At 62.1% G+C, this 16,360-nt stretch carries 19 protein-coding genes; 10 read left to right on the top strand and 9 right to left on the bottom strand.

Annotated features, from left to right (window positions below):
* Nucleotides 1–193: 193 nt before the first annotated feature.
* The gene (locus ACYHH6_RS30075; RefSeq protein ID WP_352588386.1) at nt 194–454 is read right to left on the bottom strand and encodes a DUF1344 domain-containing protein; all 261 of its coding nucleotides are present in this window, start codon (nt 452–454) and stop codon (nt 194–196) included.
* A 244-nt stretch (nt 455–698) separates the two neighbouring features.
* Nucleotides 699–1,613: an oxygen-dependent coproporphyrinogen oxidase gene (hemF, locus tag ACYHH6_RS30070; RefSeq protein ID WP_352588389.1), complete on the bottom strand. Its 915-nt coding sequence runs from the start codon at nt 1,611–1,613 to the stop codon at nt 699–701.
* Between the two features lie 111 nt (nt 1,614–1,724).
* Between hemF and ACYHH6_RS30065 the strand changes: the two genes are divergently transcribed.
* Nucleotides 1,725–1,982, top strand: coding sequence for a hypothetical protein (locus tag ACYHH6_RS30065; RefSeq protein WP_006202578.1), 258 nt, complete (start codon nt 1,725–1,727; stop codon nt 1,980–1,982).
* Between the two features lie 30 nt (nt 1,983–2,012).
* Here the strand turns inward: ACYHH6_RS30065 and ACYHH6_RS30060 are convergent, their stop codons facing one another.
* The 3 genes from ACYHH6_RS30060 to ACYHH6_RS30050 all read right to left on the bottom strand — a co-directional run bounded on the left by ACYHH6_RS30060 (nt 2,013) and on the right by ACYHH6_RS30050 (nt 3,826).
* Complete coding sequence (locus ACYHH6_RS30060; RefSeq protein ID WP_352588392.1) at nt 2,013–2,660, bottom strand: suppressor of fused domain protein; 648 nt, start codon at nt 2,658–2,660, stop codon at nt 2,013–2,015.
* Nucleotides 2,661–2,752: 92 nt separating this feature from the next.
* Nucleotides 2,753–3,226: a redox-sensitive transcriptional activator SoxR gene (soxR, locus tag ACYHH6_RS30055; protein ID WP_352588395.1), complete on the bottom strand. Its 474-nt coding sequence runs from the start codon at nt 3,224–3,226 to the stop codon at nt 2,753–2,755.
* Nucleotides 3,227–3,367: 141 nt separating this feature from the next.
* Nucleotides 3,368–3,826 carry a tRNA (cytidine(34)-2'-O)-methyltransferase gene (locus ACYHH6_RS30050; protein ID WP_352588398.1) on the bottom strand — a complete coding sequence of 153 codons (459 nt, stop codon included), beginning with the start codon at nt 3,824–3,826 and terminating at the stop codon, nt 3,368–3,370.
* Nucleotides 3,827–4,271: 445 nt separating this feature from the next.
* Here ACYHH6_RS30050 and ACYHH6_RS30045 point away from each other — a divergent pair, with 445 nt between their 5' ends.
* From ACYHH6_RS30045 to ACYHH6_RS30030, 4 genes are read left to right on the top strand one after another with little or no spacing between them, the layout of a single operon-like run.
* On the top strand, nt 4,272–4,661 hold the full coding sequence (locus ACYHH6_RS30045) for a hypothetical protein (RefSeq protein WP_246501865.1): 390 nt from the start codon (nt 4,272–4,274) through the stop codon (nt 4,659–4,661).
* A gap of 27 nt (nt 4,662–4,688) precedes the next feature.
* Nucleotides 4,689–6,569: an ABC transporter ATP-binding protein gene (locus ACYHH6_RS30040; protein ID WP_352588402.1), complete on the top strand. Its 1,881-nt coding sequence runs from the start codon at nt 4,689–4,691 to the stop codon at nt 6,567–6,569.
* A gap of 10 nt (nt 6,570–6,579) precedes the next feature.
* The gene (locus ACYHH6_RS30035) at nt 6,580–8,463 is read left to right on the top strand and encodes an ABC transporter ATP-binding protein (RefSeq protein ID WP_352588405.1); all 1,884 of its coding nucleotides are present in this window, start codon (nt 6,580–6,582) and stop codon (nt 8,461–8,463) included.
* Nucleotides 8,464–8,472: 9 nt separating this feature from the next.
* Nucleotides 8,473–8,784: a DUF6665 family protein gene (locus tag ACYHH6_RS30030; protein WP_352588408.1), complete on the top strand. Its 312-nt coding sequence runs from the start codon at nt 8,473–8,475 to the stop codon at nt 8,782–8,784.
* 15 nt (nt 8,785–8,799) lie between these two features.
* Here ACYHH6_RS30030 and ACYHH6_RS30025 read toward each other — a convergent pair whose 3' ends face one another.
* Nucleotides 8,800–9,144: a cupin domain-containing protein gene (locus ACYHH6_RS30025; protein ID WP_352588411.1), complete on the bottom strand. Its 345-nt coding sequence runs from the start codon at nt 9,142–9,144 to the stop codon at nt 8,800–8,802.
* Nucleotides 9,145–9,459: 315 nt separating this feature from the next.
* Here ACYHH6_RS30025 and petA point away from each other — a divergent pair, with 315 nt between their 5' ends.
* From petA to ACYHH6_RS30000, 5 genes are all read left to right on the top strand, one after another.
* On the top strand, nt 9,460–10,020 hold the full coding sequence (petA, locus tag ACYHH6_RS30020) for a ubiquinol-cytochrome c reductase iron-sulfur subunit (protein ID WP_352588414.1): 561 nt from the start codon (nt 9,460–9,462) through the stop codon (nt 10,018–10,020).
* Between the two features lie 16 nt (nt 10,021–10,036).
* The gene (locus tag ACYHH6_RS30015) at nt 10,037–11,341 is read left to right on the top strand and encodes a cytochrome b (RefSeq protein ID WP_192258845.1); all 1,305 of its coding nucleotides are present in this window, start codon (nt 10,037–10,039) and stop codon (nt 11,339–11,341) included.
* Between the two features lie 23 nt (nt 11,342–11,364).
* Nucleotides 11,365–12,237 (top strand): cytochrome c1, encoded by an 873-nt coding sequence (locus tag ACYHH6_RS30010; RefSeq protein ID WP_352588417.1) that lies wholly within the window; start codon nt 11,365–11,367, stop codon nt 12,235–12,237.
* Between the two features lie 193 nt (nt 12,238–12,430).
* The gene (locus tag ACYHH6_RS30005; RefSeq protein WP_352588420.1) at nt 12,431–13,576 is read left to right on the top strand and encodes an alpha-hydroxy acid oxidase; all 1,146 of its coding nucleotides are present in this window, start codon (nt 12,431–12,433) and stop codon (nt 13,574–13,576) included.
* A 9-nt stretch (nt 13,577–13,585) separates the two neighbouring features.
* Complete coding sequence (locus tag ACYHH6_RS30000; RefSeq protein ID WP_352588423.1) at nt 13,586–14,131, top strand: adenine phosphoribosyltransferase; 546 nt, start codon at nt 13,586–13,588, stop codon at nt 14,129–14,131.
* A 44-nt stretch (nt 14,132–14,175) separates the two neighbouring features.
* Here ACYHH6_RS30000 and ACYHH6_RS29995 read toward each other — a convergent pair whose 3' ends face one another.
* From ACYHH6_RS29995 to corA, 3 genes are all read right to left on the bottom strand, one after another.
* Nucleotides 14,176–14,640: a MaoC family dehydratase gene (locus ACYHH6_RS29995; RefSeq protein WP_352588426.1), complete on the bottom strand. Its 465-nt coding sequence runs from the start codon at nt 14,638–14,640 to the stop codon at nt 14,176–14,178.
* Complete coding sequence (locus ACYHH6_RS29990; protein ID WP_112561087.1) at nt 14,637–15,098, bottom strand: MaoC family dehydratase; 462 nt, start codon at nt 15,096–15,098, stop codon at nt 14,637–14,639. Before ACYHH6_RS29990 ends, ACYHH6_RS29995 begins: the two co-directional genes overlap by 4 nt.
* A 94-nt stretch (nt 15,099–15,192) precedes the next feature.
* Nucleotides 15,193–16,167 (bottom strand): magnesium/cobalt transporter CorA, encoded by a 975-nt coding sequence (gene corA / locus ACYHH6_RS29985; RefSeq protein ID WP_352588430.1) that lies wholly within the window; start codon nt 16,165–16,167, stop codon nt 15,193–15,195.
* Between the last annotated feature and the right edge of the window lie 193 nt (nt 16,168–16,360).

Genomic DNA, 16,360 nt, shown 5'->3' with positions numbered 1-16,360 from the left:
GCCGCTAAAGCGCGTCGCGTCGAAGCGGATTCACGCGACGCGCTTTAGGCCTTTGATTTTATGCATGTCATTTTCCCAAAAACCGAGGTCACTTTTGGGTGACATGCTTAGGCGAAAAAGGCGGAGCAGCGCTGCTCCGCCTCTGTACGCTACCCCAGAGCAAGACCAGCTCGGTCTTGTCCCGACAGGGCCGTCACTTCACGATCTTGACGGACTCGGCAACTTTGTTCTTGCCGCTCATGTCCCAGGAAACGCGGACCTTTTCGCCGGCCTTCAGGCCAGGATCCTTGAAGGTCTTGGGCAGCGTAAAGGTCGATCCATCGTCCAGAACAAGGCTCATGGCCGTTCCATCATAGGTTTTGACCGTGCCCGTGGTGTGCTTGACCGCGGCAAAGGCAACCGAGCCTGAAGCGAGAAGGGCAGCGACGGCTGCCGTTACAATGAGCTTTCGCATGGTAAGTACTCCTGGAAAATGCGGACATCCGTTTCTTGAGAATGCTCCGCCTTGTTCAGGGCCGTCCGGTAGCGTCGTGTCGCGGTTCGGGACTGAACCGCCGGCGCTTCCCGGCCCGGAAACGACAAATAGTCGTTTTATTTCAATTGCCTATTAGACGAAAAAGATAATTCGTGCGCCACATTGAATGCCAAAATTCGGCGAATGGGACGCTTTTGCGGCTCACGCTTCGCTCACCGATTTGTTACGGCCACCTGACCTCCGGCGGCAGGCTGGACAGGATCGAGGCGACATTGCCGCCGGTCTTCAGGCCGAAGATGGTGCCGCGATCGTGAAGAAGGTTGAATTCGACGTAACGGCCGCGGCGGATGAGCTGTTCGTCGCGGTCGTCATCGGTCCAGTTTTCGTTGAAATGGGCTCGAACCAGGTGGCCGTAGACGACGAGAAAAGAACGCCCGACATCCTGGACGAAATTCAAATCGGCATTCCAGCCGCCTTTGTCCTCGCCCGAATGCAGCCAGTCGAAAAAGATGCCGCCGACGCCGCGCGGTTCGTTGCGGTGCGGCAGATAGAAATACTCGTCGCACCAGGCCTTGAATTTGGGGTGGTCGGCGACGGCGGCATTCTTCTCGCAGGCAAACTGCATGGCGCGGTGGAAGGCGATCGTGTCGGGGTGATCCTCGGTGCGGTTGCGGTCGAGCACCGGGGTCAGGTCGGCGCCGCCGCCGAACCAGTGGCGCGACGTCACGACCATGCGGGTGTTCATGTGCACGGCCGGCACGTTGGGGCTCCAGGGATGCGCGATCAGCGAAATGCCTGATGCCCAGAAGCTCGGGTCTTCCTCGGCGCCGGGCATCTGCTTGCGGAATTCCGGCGAGAACTCGCCATAGACGGTGGAGGTGTGGACACCGACCTTTTCGAAAACGCGGCCACGCATCATCGACATGGTGCCGCCGCCGCCCTTGCCCTGGTCGCGCTCCCACGGCGTCTTTTCGAAGCGGCCGGGAGACCAGGCGGCCAGCGGCCCCTGCAGTTCCTGCTCGATCTGCTCGAAAGTGGTGCAGATGCGCTCGCGCAGCGTCTCGAACCACAGCCTGGCCTTCATCTTCTTTTGTTCGATGTCGGCCGGCAGGCCTGCCGATATTTCTGGTCGTTCCAAAATCAGGTCTCCGGTCGCGCCGACAAATGACTCGTCTTTTTAGGGCGCGATCCCTAATCTCTTAAGGGCAAGGGTCAAGTGTCATCTGGTCAAGGCCCCAGGAGTTCTTTCATGCGCACCCCGGCAAGACCGCCGCTGGATGGCTTGAAAAAGCGGCTCGACCGTTCGCGCGCCGAGCGCGAGCGCATGCCGCGCGACGGTTTTCTGCGTGAAACCTTCGTCCTGCCGCGTTCGGATGCGCGGCTCAAAGCCAAGGAATGGTTCGAACGCTTTCCCAAGCAGGCCTACTGGACCGAGATCGAAAGCTGGTTCGAGCGGCCGGGCGACGTGATCGAATTCACCATAAGGCGGCTGCCAGCGGCGGATTAGGGGTAGGTCCAAGGCGAAGGGCATGCGCCCCTACACGCAGGATTGCCGTGCCGGGTTGAAGACGACGGGATAGGCGTGCTCGTCGAGCATATCGAGGAACGCATCCAATCCTTTTGTCTTGATGAAGTCCAACTCCATGCCAGAGATCAAGTGGACGCAAAGGATTTCGACCTCATCGTCGTCGATGGTGAGCCGCTCTGCAATACGTTGGTCCGGCGCGATGATGGGCGTCAGAAACAGGAAAGTTCTGAAGTCCGATCCTGAGGCTGGCGGCGAGGGCATCGCAATGCGGTGGCCGAAGCCCAACCATGTATTGTCTATGAACGGATACTCCGCCAGCCACCTAAGATTGCTCAGGATCTTCGGTTCAGGCTCGCGAACGTACCACATCAACTCAGCCCGCCGCTTGATACCGTCGCCAACGGTGGAAGGAACAGCCATGCGCCGCTCACTCATGCCGTTGGTAAGGAGTACAAAGCCTTCACCCACAGGATCGATGAGCGAGAAGTCTCTGCCGAACGCAAGAACCTCGACGCTATCGGGCCCGCTGGCGGGGAAGACGCGGGCAGGCTCACCCAACTCTTCGATGTAGGCAGACCTTCTGTATTCGCTATTGGAGCTTCCGGATTTCGGCGGCTCGCCTCCGAGAAATCTCTTCAAACCTGGAAGCCGGGCCATTTCCCATCCGCTCCTAACGTGCCAACCGCGCATGGCATGCTTCAGTCGCATGACTCACTGCTAGTGTCATCGGGGTGCGCGTTCATCTACCGCTATTTTGTCTCGGTGCTTTCTTGCCGCGCAGGGAGAACCATTAGCCGCCGCGCTCCCGTCCCTTCCTTCGCCAGCCGATCCTCTCTGTTTCTCAGCGGACATTTGTCGATCGACATGCAGCCGCAGCCGATGCAGTCGGTCAGGCCGTCGCGCAGCTTCTTCAACTGGCTGATCTTGCGGTCGAGGTCGTCGCGCCAGCCGGTCGACAAAAGGTTCCAGTCTTCGCGCGTCGGCGTGCGGCCTTCCGGGAGTGATTCAAGTGCGGCGCCGATCTCGGCCAGCGAGATGCCGACCTCCTGCGCCACCTTGATGATCGCCACCCGCCGCAGCACGTCGCGGCCATAGCGCCGCTGATTGCCCGATGTGCGGTGGCTGCGGATCAGCCCGCGCGCCTCGTAGAAATGCAGGGCCGACACCGCCACACCGCTGCGCATGGCCACCTGGCCAACCGTCAATTCCTTTAGCGGAGCCATCTCGATCTTCCCGCTTGACCTCAAGTTAAGTTGAGCTTGTAGCCAGGAAATGTCGATAGGGCAATTGAGGAGAAGGCGATGTGCGCCTGGGTGAGAATGACGCAAGAAGCAGCAGCCTTTCGCGACGGCGCGTTTAAGATCCTAGCCGAGCTGCCGGATGGCTTCGCCGGCAACCATAGCGACGGACAGCGCGACATTGATGCTGCGCGTGCCCGGCTGCATCGGGATCGTCAGCCGCGCATCCGCCGCCTGATGGACAGGATTCGGCACGCCGGCCGATTCGCGGCCGAACAGCAGGATGTCGCCGTCGGCGAAGGCAAAGCCGGTATAGGCGGTCGCGCCTTTGGTGGTGAGCAGCACCAAACGGCGCGATTCTCGCTTGCGCCAATCCTCGAAGGCGTTCCAGTCGACATGCCGGGTCAGGGCAGCCATTTCGAGGTAGTCCATGCCGGCACGTTTCAGCGCTTTGTCGGAGAGCGGGAAGCCGGCCGGCTCGATAATGTCGACGCCAAAGCCAAGGCACGCGGCGAAGCGCAGGATTGTCCCGGTGTTGCCGGCGATGTCAGGCTGGTAGAGGGCGATGCGGAGACGGTGGTTCATTTCCGCGTCCTTCTAATAAGTGGCAGATCGGCCACAGCGGACTCCTGGTTTTGGAAATTGCTGGACCTGCGGGTGGCCATTTTCTGCGAAGTCGATTATACCGCACGCATTGTCAACCCGAACCGATGGAGGGGTATTTCATGATGGCCATGCACATCCAGCGCCCCTCCCGTGGGCTTACCTGCCTGCCGGCGGTTTCGGTACGACGATTTACCTGACTTCCTAGATCTGATCGCACCGATTCCCGCCGAACCCAGTTTTCGGCTTTCGAAGGAATCCTGCGATGTTTTTCAACCTGTTGAAGGGGCCAAGCGCCCCAGTTGAGCGTGTCCTGACCGAGGTGTCCCCTCGTGTCCCGACCGATGCAATCCGTGCCTCCGGCCGAATGCCGGCGCACGACATTGCTTCGCCTTTTTATCTCTATTTGCACACGGAGGACGGACCGATGTTCGATCCCTACAAAATACCTGGTTCAAGAAGCCTGCATGAGCGCAAGACGGCAACCTGGGCGTTGCTGATCGGCGAGACCTACTCGTCGGCGGTTCACGCCGAGACGCGCCGGCGCCCGCATCGCGGGATGCTGCCGGATGTCGATTTCTCGCGCGCGGTTCCTGACCACAGCCGGCCGTCGCTGGTGCGCCGGATCATCCGGCTGATCCGGCCGGGCGCGAAAAACCGGGCTGGCGGCGGCGTGCCGTCAGGTCAGTCGAACGTGCCTGTCGGCGAAAAGCCCGCAAGTCCCTATATTGCGCGAAGCAGGACCGATGGCCCGGGTGATTCCGGGCCGTCGGTCCCTGACGCCGTACGCTCCGGGGACTTTTCCCGTGCCGCGTGAGCGGACAACAGTTTTGTGAGCATCACCATGTTTAGCTGGTTTGAAAAAAGGCTCGATCCGTTCCCCGCAGCGGAACCGGTCGAGCCGCCGAAGACGCTGGTTGCCTTCTGCGTGCATTATACGCGCGGCGCCTGGCCCTACATCATCGTCGATGCGATGCTGGTGACGGCGATCGCGGTGGCCGAAGTGTGGATGTTCGGCTTTATGGGCCGCATCGTCGACTGGCTGTCCGGGCAGAATCGCGAAACCTTCCTGCAGACCGAGAGCTGGAAGCTCGCCGGCATGGCCTTCGTCGTGCTGTTTGCGCTGCCGGGCACGGTATGGCTGCATTCGCTGCTCAACCAGCAAACGCTGATGGGCAACTACCCCATGCGCATCCGCTGGCAGGTGCATCGCTATCTCTTGAAGCAGTCGATGAGCTTCTACCAGGACGAATTCGCCGGCCGCATCGCCACCAAGCTGATGCAGACGGCGCTCGCCGTGCGCGAATGCGTCATCAAGGTGATCGACGTGCTCAACTACGTCATCGTCTATTTCCTCGGCATGCTCTTCATCGTCGGTTCGGCCGACTTGCGGCTCGCGGCACCGCTCGGCGTCTGGCTGCTCGGCTATATCGGGCTGTTGCGTTTCTTTATTCCGAAGCTCGGAAAGGTCGGCGAGGCGCAGGCCAATGCGCGCTCGACCATGACCGGCCGCGTCGTCGACAGCTACACCAACATCCAGACGGTGAAGCTGTTTTCCCATGCGCGCCGCGAAGCTACGTTCGCCAAAGAAGGCATGGCCGGCTTCCTCGACACGGTCTACCGGTCGATGCGGCTGGTGACAGTGCTCTACGGTCTGCTCTACATCCTCAATGCGTTGCTGCTGTTCTCGGTCACCGCGCTGGCGCTGTGGCTGTGGCTTGGCCAGGCGGTGACGATCGGCGCCGTCGCCGTGGTCATCGGCCTTGTGCTCAGGATGTGGGGCATGTCGCAGTGGATCATGTGGGAAATGTCCGGCCTGTTCGAGAACATCGGCACGGTGCAGGATGGCATCGCCTCGATCTCGTTGCCGCGCCTGGTCGAGGACCGGCCGGGGGCGAAGGACATTGCCGTCACCAAAGGCGAAATCCGTTTCGACGATATTCGCTTCCATTACGGCAAGCAGAAGGGTGTCATCGAGAGCCTGTCGCTGACGGTGAAACCCGGCGAGAAGGTCGGCATTGTCGGCCGCTCAGGTGCGGGCAAGTCGACGCTGGTCAACCTCCTGTTGCGCTTCTACGATTTGGAGAATGGCCGGATCCTGATCGACGGCCAGGAGATCGCGTCGGTGACGCAGGATTCGCTGCGCGCACAGATCGGCATGGTAACGCAGGACACCTCGCTGCTGCACCGTTCGGTGCGCGACAACATCCTCTATGGCCGGCCCGATGCCACGGAAGAGATGCTTGTCGAGGCAGCCGGGCGGGCCGAGGCGCTGGAGTTCATCGCCGGGCTTTCGGACCACACTGGACGCAAAGGGCTCGACGCTCATGTCGGCGACCGCGGCGTCAAATTGTCCGGCGGCCAGCGGCAACGCATCGCCATAGCTCGCGTTATGTTGAAGGACGCACCGATACTTATCCTTGACGAAGCGACCTCGGCCCTGGATTCCGAAGCCGAGGCCGCCATCCAGGAGAATCTCTACAAGCTCATGCAGGGCAAGACCGTCATCGCCATTGCGCACCGGCTGTCGACCATTGCGGCGATGGACAGGCTCGTCGTCCTCGACAAGGGCCGTGTCATCGAGGAGGGGTCGCACGAGGAACTCGTCGCCAGCGGCGGGCTCTACGCGCAGCTCTGGCAGCGTCAGTCGGGCGGGTTCCTGCTCGACGACGGCCCGGTCGACGCCGCCAATGATGCTGTGGCCAAGGGAGAAGCCGCGGAGTGATGACGTCAGCATGATGATAGCCGTCTATCGCTGGTTCGAGAACTGGGTCTATCCGTTCAGGGAGCCAGCGAATCTTCGGCCACCATCAAGCGTTGGCGGCTTCCTCTGGCACTATGTCGGCCAGGCGAAGTTCGCCTTCTTCGCCATGCTGGTCATCGGCGGCTTCGCGCCGCTGATCGAGGCCGGGCTGTTCTACTTCGTCGGGCGGCTGGTCGACATTCTCGACCAGCTTCCCGGTGAACGCAGCTGGCACGCGCTGTGGGCCGCTGCCGGGCCTGAGCTTGTCTTCATGATCGCGGTGGTGCTGGTCATCCGCACCGTCGTGGTCGGCTTGTCGGCGCTGGTCGACGAGCAGACGATTACGCCGGGCTTCTACAATCTGGTGCGCTGGCAGGCGCACCGGCATGTATCGCGCCAGTCCTATACATTCTTCCAGAACGATTTTGCTGGCCGCATCGCGACAAAAGTCTGGCAGGCGGGGCAGGCGACCGGCGACCTGATGGAGAGCTTCATCGAGGTCATCTGGTTCATGCTCATCTATACGGTGACGACGCTGGCGCTGGTCGCCGGGCTGGATCTGCGTCTGGCCGTGCTGGTGGTGGTCTGGATTCTCGCTTTCGCCTGGCTGGCCAAGCTCTATCTGCCCTCGATCCGCAGGCATGCCGAGGCCACGGCCGAAGCTGGTTCGATGATCAATGGGCGCATCATCGATTCCTATTCCAACGTGCAGACGCTGAAGCTGTTCTCGGCTGATGGCGACGACCGCTACATCAAGAACGGCTTCGACATCTATCTCGACGCGCTGCGGCCTTTCACCCGCCGGCTGACCGGCGTGCGCATGGCGCTGACGACGCTGTCGGGCATCATGATCTCAGCGATTGGCTGCTTTGCGGTCTATCTCTGGGTCGAAGGGTCGATCACCGTCGGCGCCGTCGCTTTCACGCTGTCCCTGGTCTTGCGGCTCAACATGCTGCTCGGGCGGGTGATGATGCAGCTCAACGGCATTTTGCGAAACCTCGGCGTGCTGGAGAACTCCAAGGCGCTGATCTCGCAGCCGCTCGGCCTCATCGATGCGCCCGACGCCAAGGAGCTTGTCGTGGCCGGCGGCCGCATCGACGTGAAAAATGTCGAGTTTCATTACGGCAAGGGGTTCGGTGTGCTCAACGGCATCGACCTTGTCGTGCGGCCCGGCGAGAAGGTCGGGCTGGTCGGGCCGTCGGGTGCCGGCAAGACGACACTCGCCAACCTCATCCTGCGCCTCTACGACCTCGAGAGCGGACAGGTCACCATCGACGGGCAGGATGTGTCAGAGGTGACGCAGAATTCGCTGCGCGCCAATATAGGTGTCGTCAGCCAGGACACCGCGCTCTTCCATCGCTCGCTGCGCGACAACATCAAGCTCGGCATGCCTGATGCAACCGACGCCGAGGTGATCGCGGCGGCGAAGAAGGCCGAGGCGCATGAGTTCATATTGGGCTTGCGCGACAACCGGGACCGTGCCGGCTACGAGGCCTTTGTCGGCGAACGCGGTGTCAAACTGTCGGGCGGCCAGCGCCAGCGCGTGGCGATCGCCCGCGTCTTCCTCAAGGATGCGCCGATCCTGATCCTCGACGAGGCGACATCGGCGCTCGATTCCGACATCGAGGCGGCGATCCAGGAGAATCTGGCCCGGCTGATGGAGAACAAGACGGTCATCGCCATCGCGCATAGGCTGTCGACCATTGCCGCACTCGACCGGCTGGTGGTGCTGGACGGCGGCCGCATCGTCGAACAAGGCACGCATGACGAGCTGGTGGCGCAGGACGGGCTCTATGCGCGGCTATGGAAACGGCAGTCCGGCGGCTTCCTCTATCACGAGGAAAGCGTGCTGGAAGAGACACGGCCGGCGGAGTAAAACGCTGAGATGTCAGTCAGAATGCCCTCGAATTTTGGACGCGGCGGCGCGCAGGAAAGCGCGCTGGACTTGCTCGGCCACGAGATCCTGGCCGAAAAGGCGGCCGCACTCGGCCGCGCTGGCCAACGTGTCGAGGAAACGCTGAAGAAGCTGCGCGAGAACAGTGATGACGAGCATCGCGCCCGGCTGCTGAAGGAAGCCGCCGCGGCAGTGCACGCCTATTTCATTCAGCGCGAACTTTGTGGCTTGCGCCGGCACGAGTCGGTGATCCGCGAATACGACATCCCAAGGGCAGTGCTGGTCAGGCTCGGCGCCAGCTAAAGGCTGCCGGCAACATCATTCCAGCCATTCGGTGATGAAGCTGCCGCTTTCGTGGATGTCGGTCGATTCGAGCGGGCCTGGGCCGAGATTGGTGAATTTGTGCGGTGTGTTCGGTGGCACGATGAGGATCTGGCCGGCCGTGGCCTCGATCTGCTGGTCGCCGATCGTGAACAGGCCGGTGCCCTGGCGGATGATGAAGATCTCGCAATAAGGATGCGTGTGCAGCCGCGGGCCGCCGCCGATCTCTGCCTGGTAATTGAAGATCAGGCAGGAGTTGGAGCCATGGGCGGCGAGTTGCAATTCGCCCTGCCAAAGGCCGGGCGTCCTGGTCCAGGTCTCGCGGTCGATGATGTGTGCCATTCCAGCGAGACTAGATCACGGCAACCTGTCCTGTCGAGACAGGCGGGGAGCCTCGGATTTGCTGATATTTCCCTGTTGTTTAGCCGCCTTTGCCGGCCTTTGGACATCTGGCCGACTGACGCGCTCTTCTGTCCCCGCGACAATCTGCCCTTGTGCCTTCACCCGTCTGGACAAAAACGGGCTTCACGCATAAACCGAACTCCAAATGCCGGAGGAATTCGCTAGCCTGTTCGCCATGCGCTGTCGGGTTGGCGTAAACGAGCGGGGAGCAAGGCTCGGCCACCGGCACGGAAGAGGCGAAAGGATCAGGCACCCGTGAGCGCAACCGACACCCAGGATCCCAACCGTCGTGATTTTCTCTACGTCGCCACCGGCATGGCCGCAGTGGTCGGCGCAGGGGCTGTCGCCTGGCCGTTCATCGACCAGATGCGCCCCGATGCCTCGACGCTGGCGCTGGCCTCGGTCGAGGTCGATGTTTCTTCGCTTACCCCTGGCATGTCGCTGATCGTCAAATGGCGCGGCAAGCCGGTCGTGGTGCGCAACCGCACCGACCAGGAGATGAAGGACGGCGAGGCCGTCAACCTTGCCGACCTCAAGGATCCGATCGCCCGCAACGCCAATCTGCCGGCCGATGCGCCGGCGACCGACGCCAACCGCACCACGCCCGGCAAGGAAGCCTGGATGGTGATGGTGCAGGTCTGCACGCATCTGGGCTGCATTCCGCTCGGCCAGGAAGGCGATTTCGGCGGCTGGTTCTGCCCGTGCCACGGTTCGGTGTACGATACCGCCGGCCGTATCCGCAAAGGCCCGGCGCCGGAAAACATGGCTGTGCCGGTATTCAAGTTCATTTCCGATACCAAAATCCTTATCGGTTGAGGCAGGGGATATTTCGATGAGCGAGGGACACTCGACCTATACGCCCAAGACCGGTATCGAACGCTGGTTCGACGCCCGCATGCCGCTGCCGCGCATGGTCTATGACAGCTTCATCGCCTATCCGGTGCCGCGCAACCTCAACTATGCCTGGACCTTCGGCGGCATCCTGGCGATCATGCTGGTGGCGCAGATCCTGACCGGCATCGTTCTGGCCATGCACTATACGGCCGACACCAATCTCGCCTTCAATTCGGTCGAGAAGATCATGCGCGACGTAAATTCGGGCTGGCTGTTGCGCTACATGCATTCCAACGGCGCCTCGTTCTTCTTCGTCGCCGTCTACATCCACATCTTCCGCGGGCTCTATTACGGCTCCTACAAGGCGCCGCGCGAGCTGCTGTGGATCCTCGGCTGCATCATCTACCTCTTGATGATGGCGACCGGCTTCATGGGCTATGTGCTGCCCTGGGGGCAGATGAGCTTCTGGGGCGCCACCGTCATCACCGGCTTCTTCAGCGCCATTCCGCTGGTCGGCGACTGGATCCAGCAGCTTCTGCTCGGCGGTTTCGCCGTCGACAACCCGACGCTCAACCGCTTCTTTGCGCTGCACTATTTGCTGCCGTTCATGATTGCCGGCGTCGTCGTGCTGCACGTCTGGGCGCTGCATGTGGTCGGGCAGTCGAACCCGACCGGCATCGAGGTCAAGTCGAAGACGGACACCGTCGCCTTCACGCCCTATGCGACCATCAAGGACGCGTTCGGCATGATCGTGTTCCTGTTCTTCTTCGCCTATTTCGTCTTCTACCTGCCGAACTTCCTCGGCCATCCGGACAATTACACGGTCGCCAACCCGCTGAAGACGCCGGCCCACATCGTGCCGGAGTGGTACTTCCTGCCGTTCTACGCGATCCTGCGCGCCATCACCTTCAACATCGGGCCAATCAACTCCAAGCTCGGCGGCGTGCTGTGCATGTTCGGCGCCATCGTCATGCTGTTCTTGGTACCGTGGCTCGACACCTCCAAGGTGCGCTCGGCGGTCTACCGGCCCTGGTACAAGCTGTTCTTCTGGCTCTTCGCAGCCGACGCCGTCCTGCTCGGTTGGCTGGGCTCGCAGCCGGCCGAAGGCAGCTTCGTGTTCATGGCGCAGATGGCGACGCTGTTCTACTTTGCCTTCTTCCTCGTCGTCCTGCCGGTGCTCGGCCTGATCGAGACGCCGCGCAGGCTGCCGAATTCGATCACCGAAGCGGTGCTGGAGAAGAACAAGGGTGCCGGTGGGGGACATCCGGCAGGTGCGAACGCCGCGCCGGAAACCAAGGGCTGAGCGAGAATCTAAGGGGATTTGGCATGAAAAAGATTCTCACCTCGCTCGCGCTGCTCGGCCTGTTGGCTGGCGGCATCGGAGCGGTCGGCAGCGTGGCGATGGCCGCTGAAGAGGCGCATAACGCTGCGGCACCCACGCATTTCCCGATCGACGAGCCGAAGGAAATGGACTGGAGTTTCGCCGGTCCGTTCGGCACCTATGACAAGGCGCAGCTGCAGCGCGGCCTGAAGGTCTACAAGGAAGTCTGCTCGGCCTGCCATTCGATGAACCTGGTGGCGTTCCGCACGCTGGAAGGCCTCGGCTACTCGGAAGCACAGGTGAAATCCTTTGCCGCCGAATACACCATCCATGACGGCCCCAACGATGCCGGCGACATGTTCGACCGTCCGGGCAAGCCGTCCGACCATTTCCCGGCGCCGTTCGCCAATGAGGAGGCGGCTGCCGCCTCCAACGGTGGCGCAGCCCCGCCCGACATGTCGCTGCTGGCCAAGGCGCGCGGCGTCGAGCGCGGCTTCCCGCGCTTCGTCTTCGATATCTTTACCCAGTACGCCCAGGGCGGTCCGGACTACATCCATTCGCTGCTGACCGGCTACGACCAGACGCCGCCGGCAGGCATGGTGATCCCGGAAGGCACGCACTACAACCCGTACTTCATGTCCGGCGTGTCGCTGAAGATGCCGAAGCCGCTCTCGGACGGCCAGGTCACCTATGATGACGGTTCGCCGCAGACGGTTGACCAGTATTCGCGCGACGTGTCGGCCTTCCTGATGTGGGCTGCCGAACCGCATATGGAAGACCGCAAGAAGACCGGCTTCCGCGTGCTGGTGTTCCTGTTGCTCTTCGGCGCCCTGGTTTATCTGACCAAGCGCAAAGTCTGGGAAGGCGTGGCCCACTGAGGCCAAGCAGCCTGCGATCAAGAAAGGGCGCCGAAAGGCGCCTTTTTTCGACGGCAAGGGGCGCCAGCGGCGTCCCTTTTTCGTTCATGGCTGTGGCCAAGAGGCAGTTTGGCATTTCACCCGTTGGCATGGCGGCATCGGATTGATATTCGACGCAGCGAGCTTCTTGCGCCATGGCATTTGGAAATCGATGATGCGGCTACGCGACTGTCACAACTTTTCCGATTTCCGGCGCATGGCGCAGCAGCGGCTGCCGGGGCCGATCTTCAACTATATTGACGGGGCGGCGGACGACGAGGTCACCTATCGCCGCAACACCGAGAGTTTCGAGCGCTGCGACCTCGTTCCCAATGTGTTGCGCGGTGTCAGCGAGATCGACATGTCGGTGACGGTGATGGGCCAGAAACTGGCCATGCCCGTCTACTGCTCGCCGACAGCCTTGCAGCGGCTGTTCCATCATCAGGGCGAGCGTGCGGTGGCCAAGGCTTCGGCCAAATTCGGCACGATGTTCGGCGTGTCCTCGCTCGGCACCGTCAGCCTCGAGGAAGCGCGCAAGATCAGCAGCAGCCCGCAGGTCTACCAGTTCTATTTCCACCGGGATCGCGGCCTCAACCGGGCGATGATGCAGCGGGCCAAGGCGGTCGGCGTCGAGGTGATGATGCTGACCGTCGACAGCATCACCGGAGGTAACCGCGAGCGCGACAAGCGCACCGGCTTTGCCATTCCCTTCAAGCTCAACCTTGCCGGCATGCTGCAGTTTGCGCTCAAACCGGGCTGGGCGATCAACTATTTCACCCATGAGGGGTTCAAGCTGCCGCAGCTCGACGAGCATGTCGACATGGGCGGCGGCACGATGTCGATCAGCCGCTATTTTACCGAGATGCTCGATCCGTCGATGACATGGGACGATGTCGCCGAGATGGTCAGGCTGTGGGGTGGTCCGTTCTGCCTCAAGGGCGTCATGTCGGTGGGGGATGCCAAACGCGCTGTCGAGATCGGCTGCAGCGGCATTGTGCTTTCAAACCATGGCGGCCGGCAGCTGGACGGCTCGCGGGCGGCCTTCGACCAGCTGGCCGAGATCGTCGACGCCGTCGGCGACAGAATAGACGTCATCATGGATGGCGGCGTGCAGCGCGGCACGCATGTGCTGAAGGCGCTGTCGCTCGGCGCCAAGGCTGTCGGCGTTGGACGCTACTATCTGTTCCCGCTGGCGGCGGCCGGCCAGCCGGGCGTCGAGCGGGCGCTGGAGCAGATGCGGGTCGAGATCGAGCGCGGCATGAAGCTGATGGGCTGCAGTTCGATCGAACAATTGTCGCGCACGAATCTCCGTTTCAGGTAATCTCGGCTCATGAAATCCTCGCTCGAAGACACGCTGCTCGCCGCGATCCGCACCATTCCGGACTATCCCAAACCCGGCATCCTGTTTCGCGACATCACCACTTTGCTCGGCAATGCGCGCGCTTTCCGCCGCGCGATCGACGAGCTGGTGCATCCCTATGCCGGCCAGAAGATCGACAAGATCGCCGGCATCGAGGCGCGCGGCTTCATCCTCGGCGGCGCCGTCGCGCACCAGCTTTCCGCCGGCTTCGTGCCGATCCGCAAGAAGGGCAAGCTGCCTTACGAGACGGTGCGCGTCGCCTACAGCCTGGAATACGGGCTGGACGAGATGGAGATGCACAAGGACGGTGTTGTGCCGGGCGAGAAGGTGATCCTGGTCGACGACCTGATCGCCACCGGCGGCACGGCGGAAGCAGCGATCAGGCTGCTCAGACAGATCGGCGCCGACATTCTTGCTGCATGCTTTGTCATCGACCTGCCGGACCTGGGCGGGCGGGCGAAGCTTGAGGCGCTGGGTGTGCCGGTGCGGACGCTGATCGGGTTTGAAGGACATTAGGCAGGGCACTTTTTCCCTTCTCCCCTTGTGGGAGAAGGAAGAGGCTACCCTGCCTTCACCAGCACGGCGCTGTCGAATTCCAGCACCTTGTCGTCCGTCGAGTCGAACCCCTCCGAGCGCAGCGCGAGCAGCCGCCAGCCGCGGCGGGTGGCGAGCGGGCGGTGGGAGACGGCCGTGCGCATGAAGGTTACGGTTTCACCGGCATAAACCGGCTTTGGCCATTTCAGGTTCTTGAAGCCGGGCGAGGGGCCGAATTCGGGCACCGAGCCGGGACCGCTCCATCGCGTGGCGTCCAGCCCGCTTTCGAGATTGAGTTTCATCCAGGTGGCGGCGGTGTGCCAGCCTGAGGCGCAGAGGCCACCGAAAACGCTTTTCTTCGCCGCCTCCTCGTCGACATGGAAGGGTTGCGGATCGTATTTGCGGGCGAATGCCTTGATCGCCTCGGCGTCGAATGTGTGCGAGCCGAGATTGATGGTCTCGCCAATGCGGAAGAACGCGTCGAGGCTCATGCGCCGGCCTCGCGGGTCAGGAACATGACGGTGTTTTCGAGTTCGAAGACGCTCTCGCCACGCTGGTTGACCATCTCGCTGCGAAAGGTGACCAGACCGAGTTGGGGTCGTGACTTCGAAAGGCGCCTGGCGACCACACCAGTCCTGCCGGAAAGCGTGTCGCCGGCCAGCACCGGCTTCTTCCATCTGACCTGGTCGATGCCCGGCGCACCTTGCGCGGTCGAGTCGAGCAGGAAGGCGTCGCACAGCATGCGCATGAAGATCGCGCAGGTGTGCCAGCCGGAAGCGGCGAGCCCGCCAAGGATGCTGGCTTTGCCGGCCTCCTCGTCGAGATGCATCGGCTGCGGGTCAAACTCGGTGGCGAATTCGACGATTTCGGCCGCACTCACCTGCTTGGCGCCGAGGTCGATCGAAGCGCCCTCGGTGAAATCCTCATAGGCCCAGGTCTTTCCAGTCATGATCCTAATCCAGTTCAAGATTGTACGATCACCGGGCATCCGGATGCCGTCCGAAGGGCGTCGGGTCAAGTGAATTCTGGTGATCCAGACCCGGTCAGAGCCAGCCGCGACGGCGGAAATACCAGAAGGGGAGGATCGCCGACAGGATCATCAGGCCGATGGCGAAAGGATAGCCCAGCTCCCATTTCAGCTCTGGAATGACGTCGAAATTCATGCCGTAGATCGAAGCCACCAGCGTCGGCGGCAGGAAGATGACGGCGGCGACCGAGAAGATCTTGATGATGGCGTTCTGCTCGATCGAGATCATGCCCAGCGTCGCGTCGAGCAGGAACGAGATCTTCTGCGACAGGAAGGTGGCATGGTCGGCAAGCGACAGCACGTCGCGCGACACGGTCTTGATGCGGGCGCGGACGTCCTTGCTCATCTTGATCTGGGTGGCGACATGGGCGAGGAAGCCGGAAAGGCGCTGCAGCGAGATCAGGCTGTCGCGGATCGAGGAAGCGATGTCCTCCTTGCGGCCAATGGCCTTGAGCAGCTCCTGGAAATCGCGGTTGCGCTTGTTCACCTTGGTCGAGCGCGCCTCGAAGATATCGCGCGAAATCGTCTCGATGTCGCGGCCGGCGCGTTCGAGAATATCGGCGAGCCGATCGACGATCGCCTCCAGCAGACCGATCAGGATGGTGTTGCCGGTGGTGCAGCCTGTCGCCACCTTCTCGGCGCGCAGGGGAAAGGTCTTGAACGCCTTCGGCTCATGATAGCGGATGGTGACCAGTCTCGGTCCGGCAAGCACGAAAGTGACCGGTGACATGAGCGGATCATCGATCTCGGTCTGCGCCGGCAAAGTGGCGGTCATGAAATAGGCGCCGTCCTCGATATAGAGGCGGCTCGAAATCTCGATCTCCTCCATCTCTTCGCGCGTCGGAATGGCAACGCCGAGCCAGGTCTCGATCGTCGTTTCTTCTTCCTTGGTCGGATTCAGAAGGTCGGCCCAGACGACGTGGTCGCCGTCGGTCGCGAGATCGTCAGTGACGCGCAGGCGGTCATTGTCGACGACGAAGGCCTTGATCATCGCCGGGTCTCCGTTGGTTGAACCCAAGAGGTTTCGTTCGATAGCGATGGGTCCTGCGCGCGCAGCCATTTCCCACGGAGACGGGCAGGTCGCATGCAGACGGCCTTAGACCCGGTGCCAAGGGCAGTCAAGCGAAGCAGCATGCGGGCTCTTCCACTTGACGCAGCTGTGATCGGCCGCGGTCAGCGCGCCG

Source organism: Mesorhizobium sp. P171375 (assembly GCF_057786075.1).
This window is presented reverse-complemented; position numbering and strand designations above follow the sequence as displayed.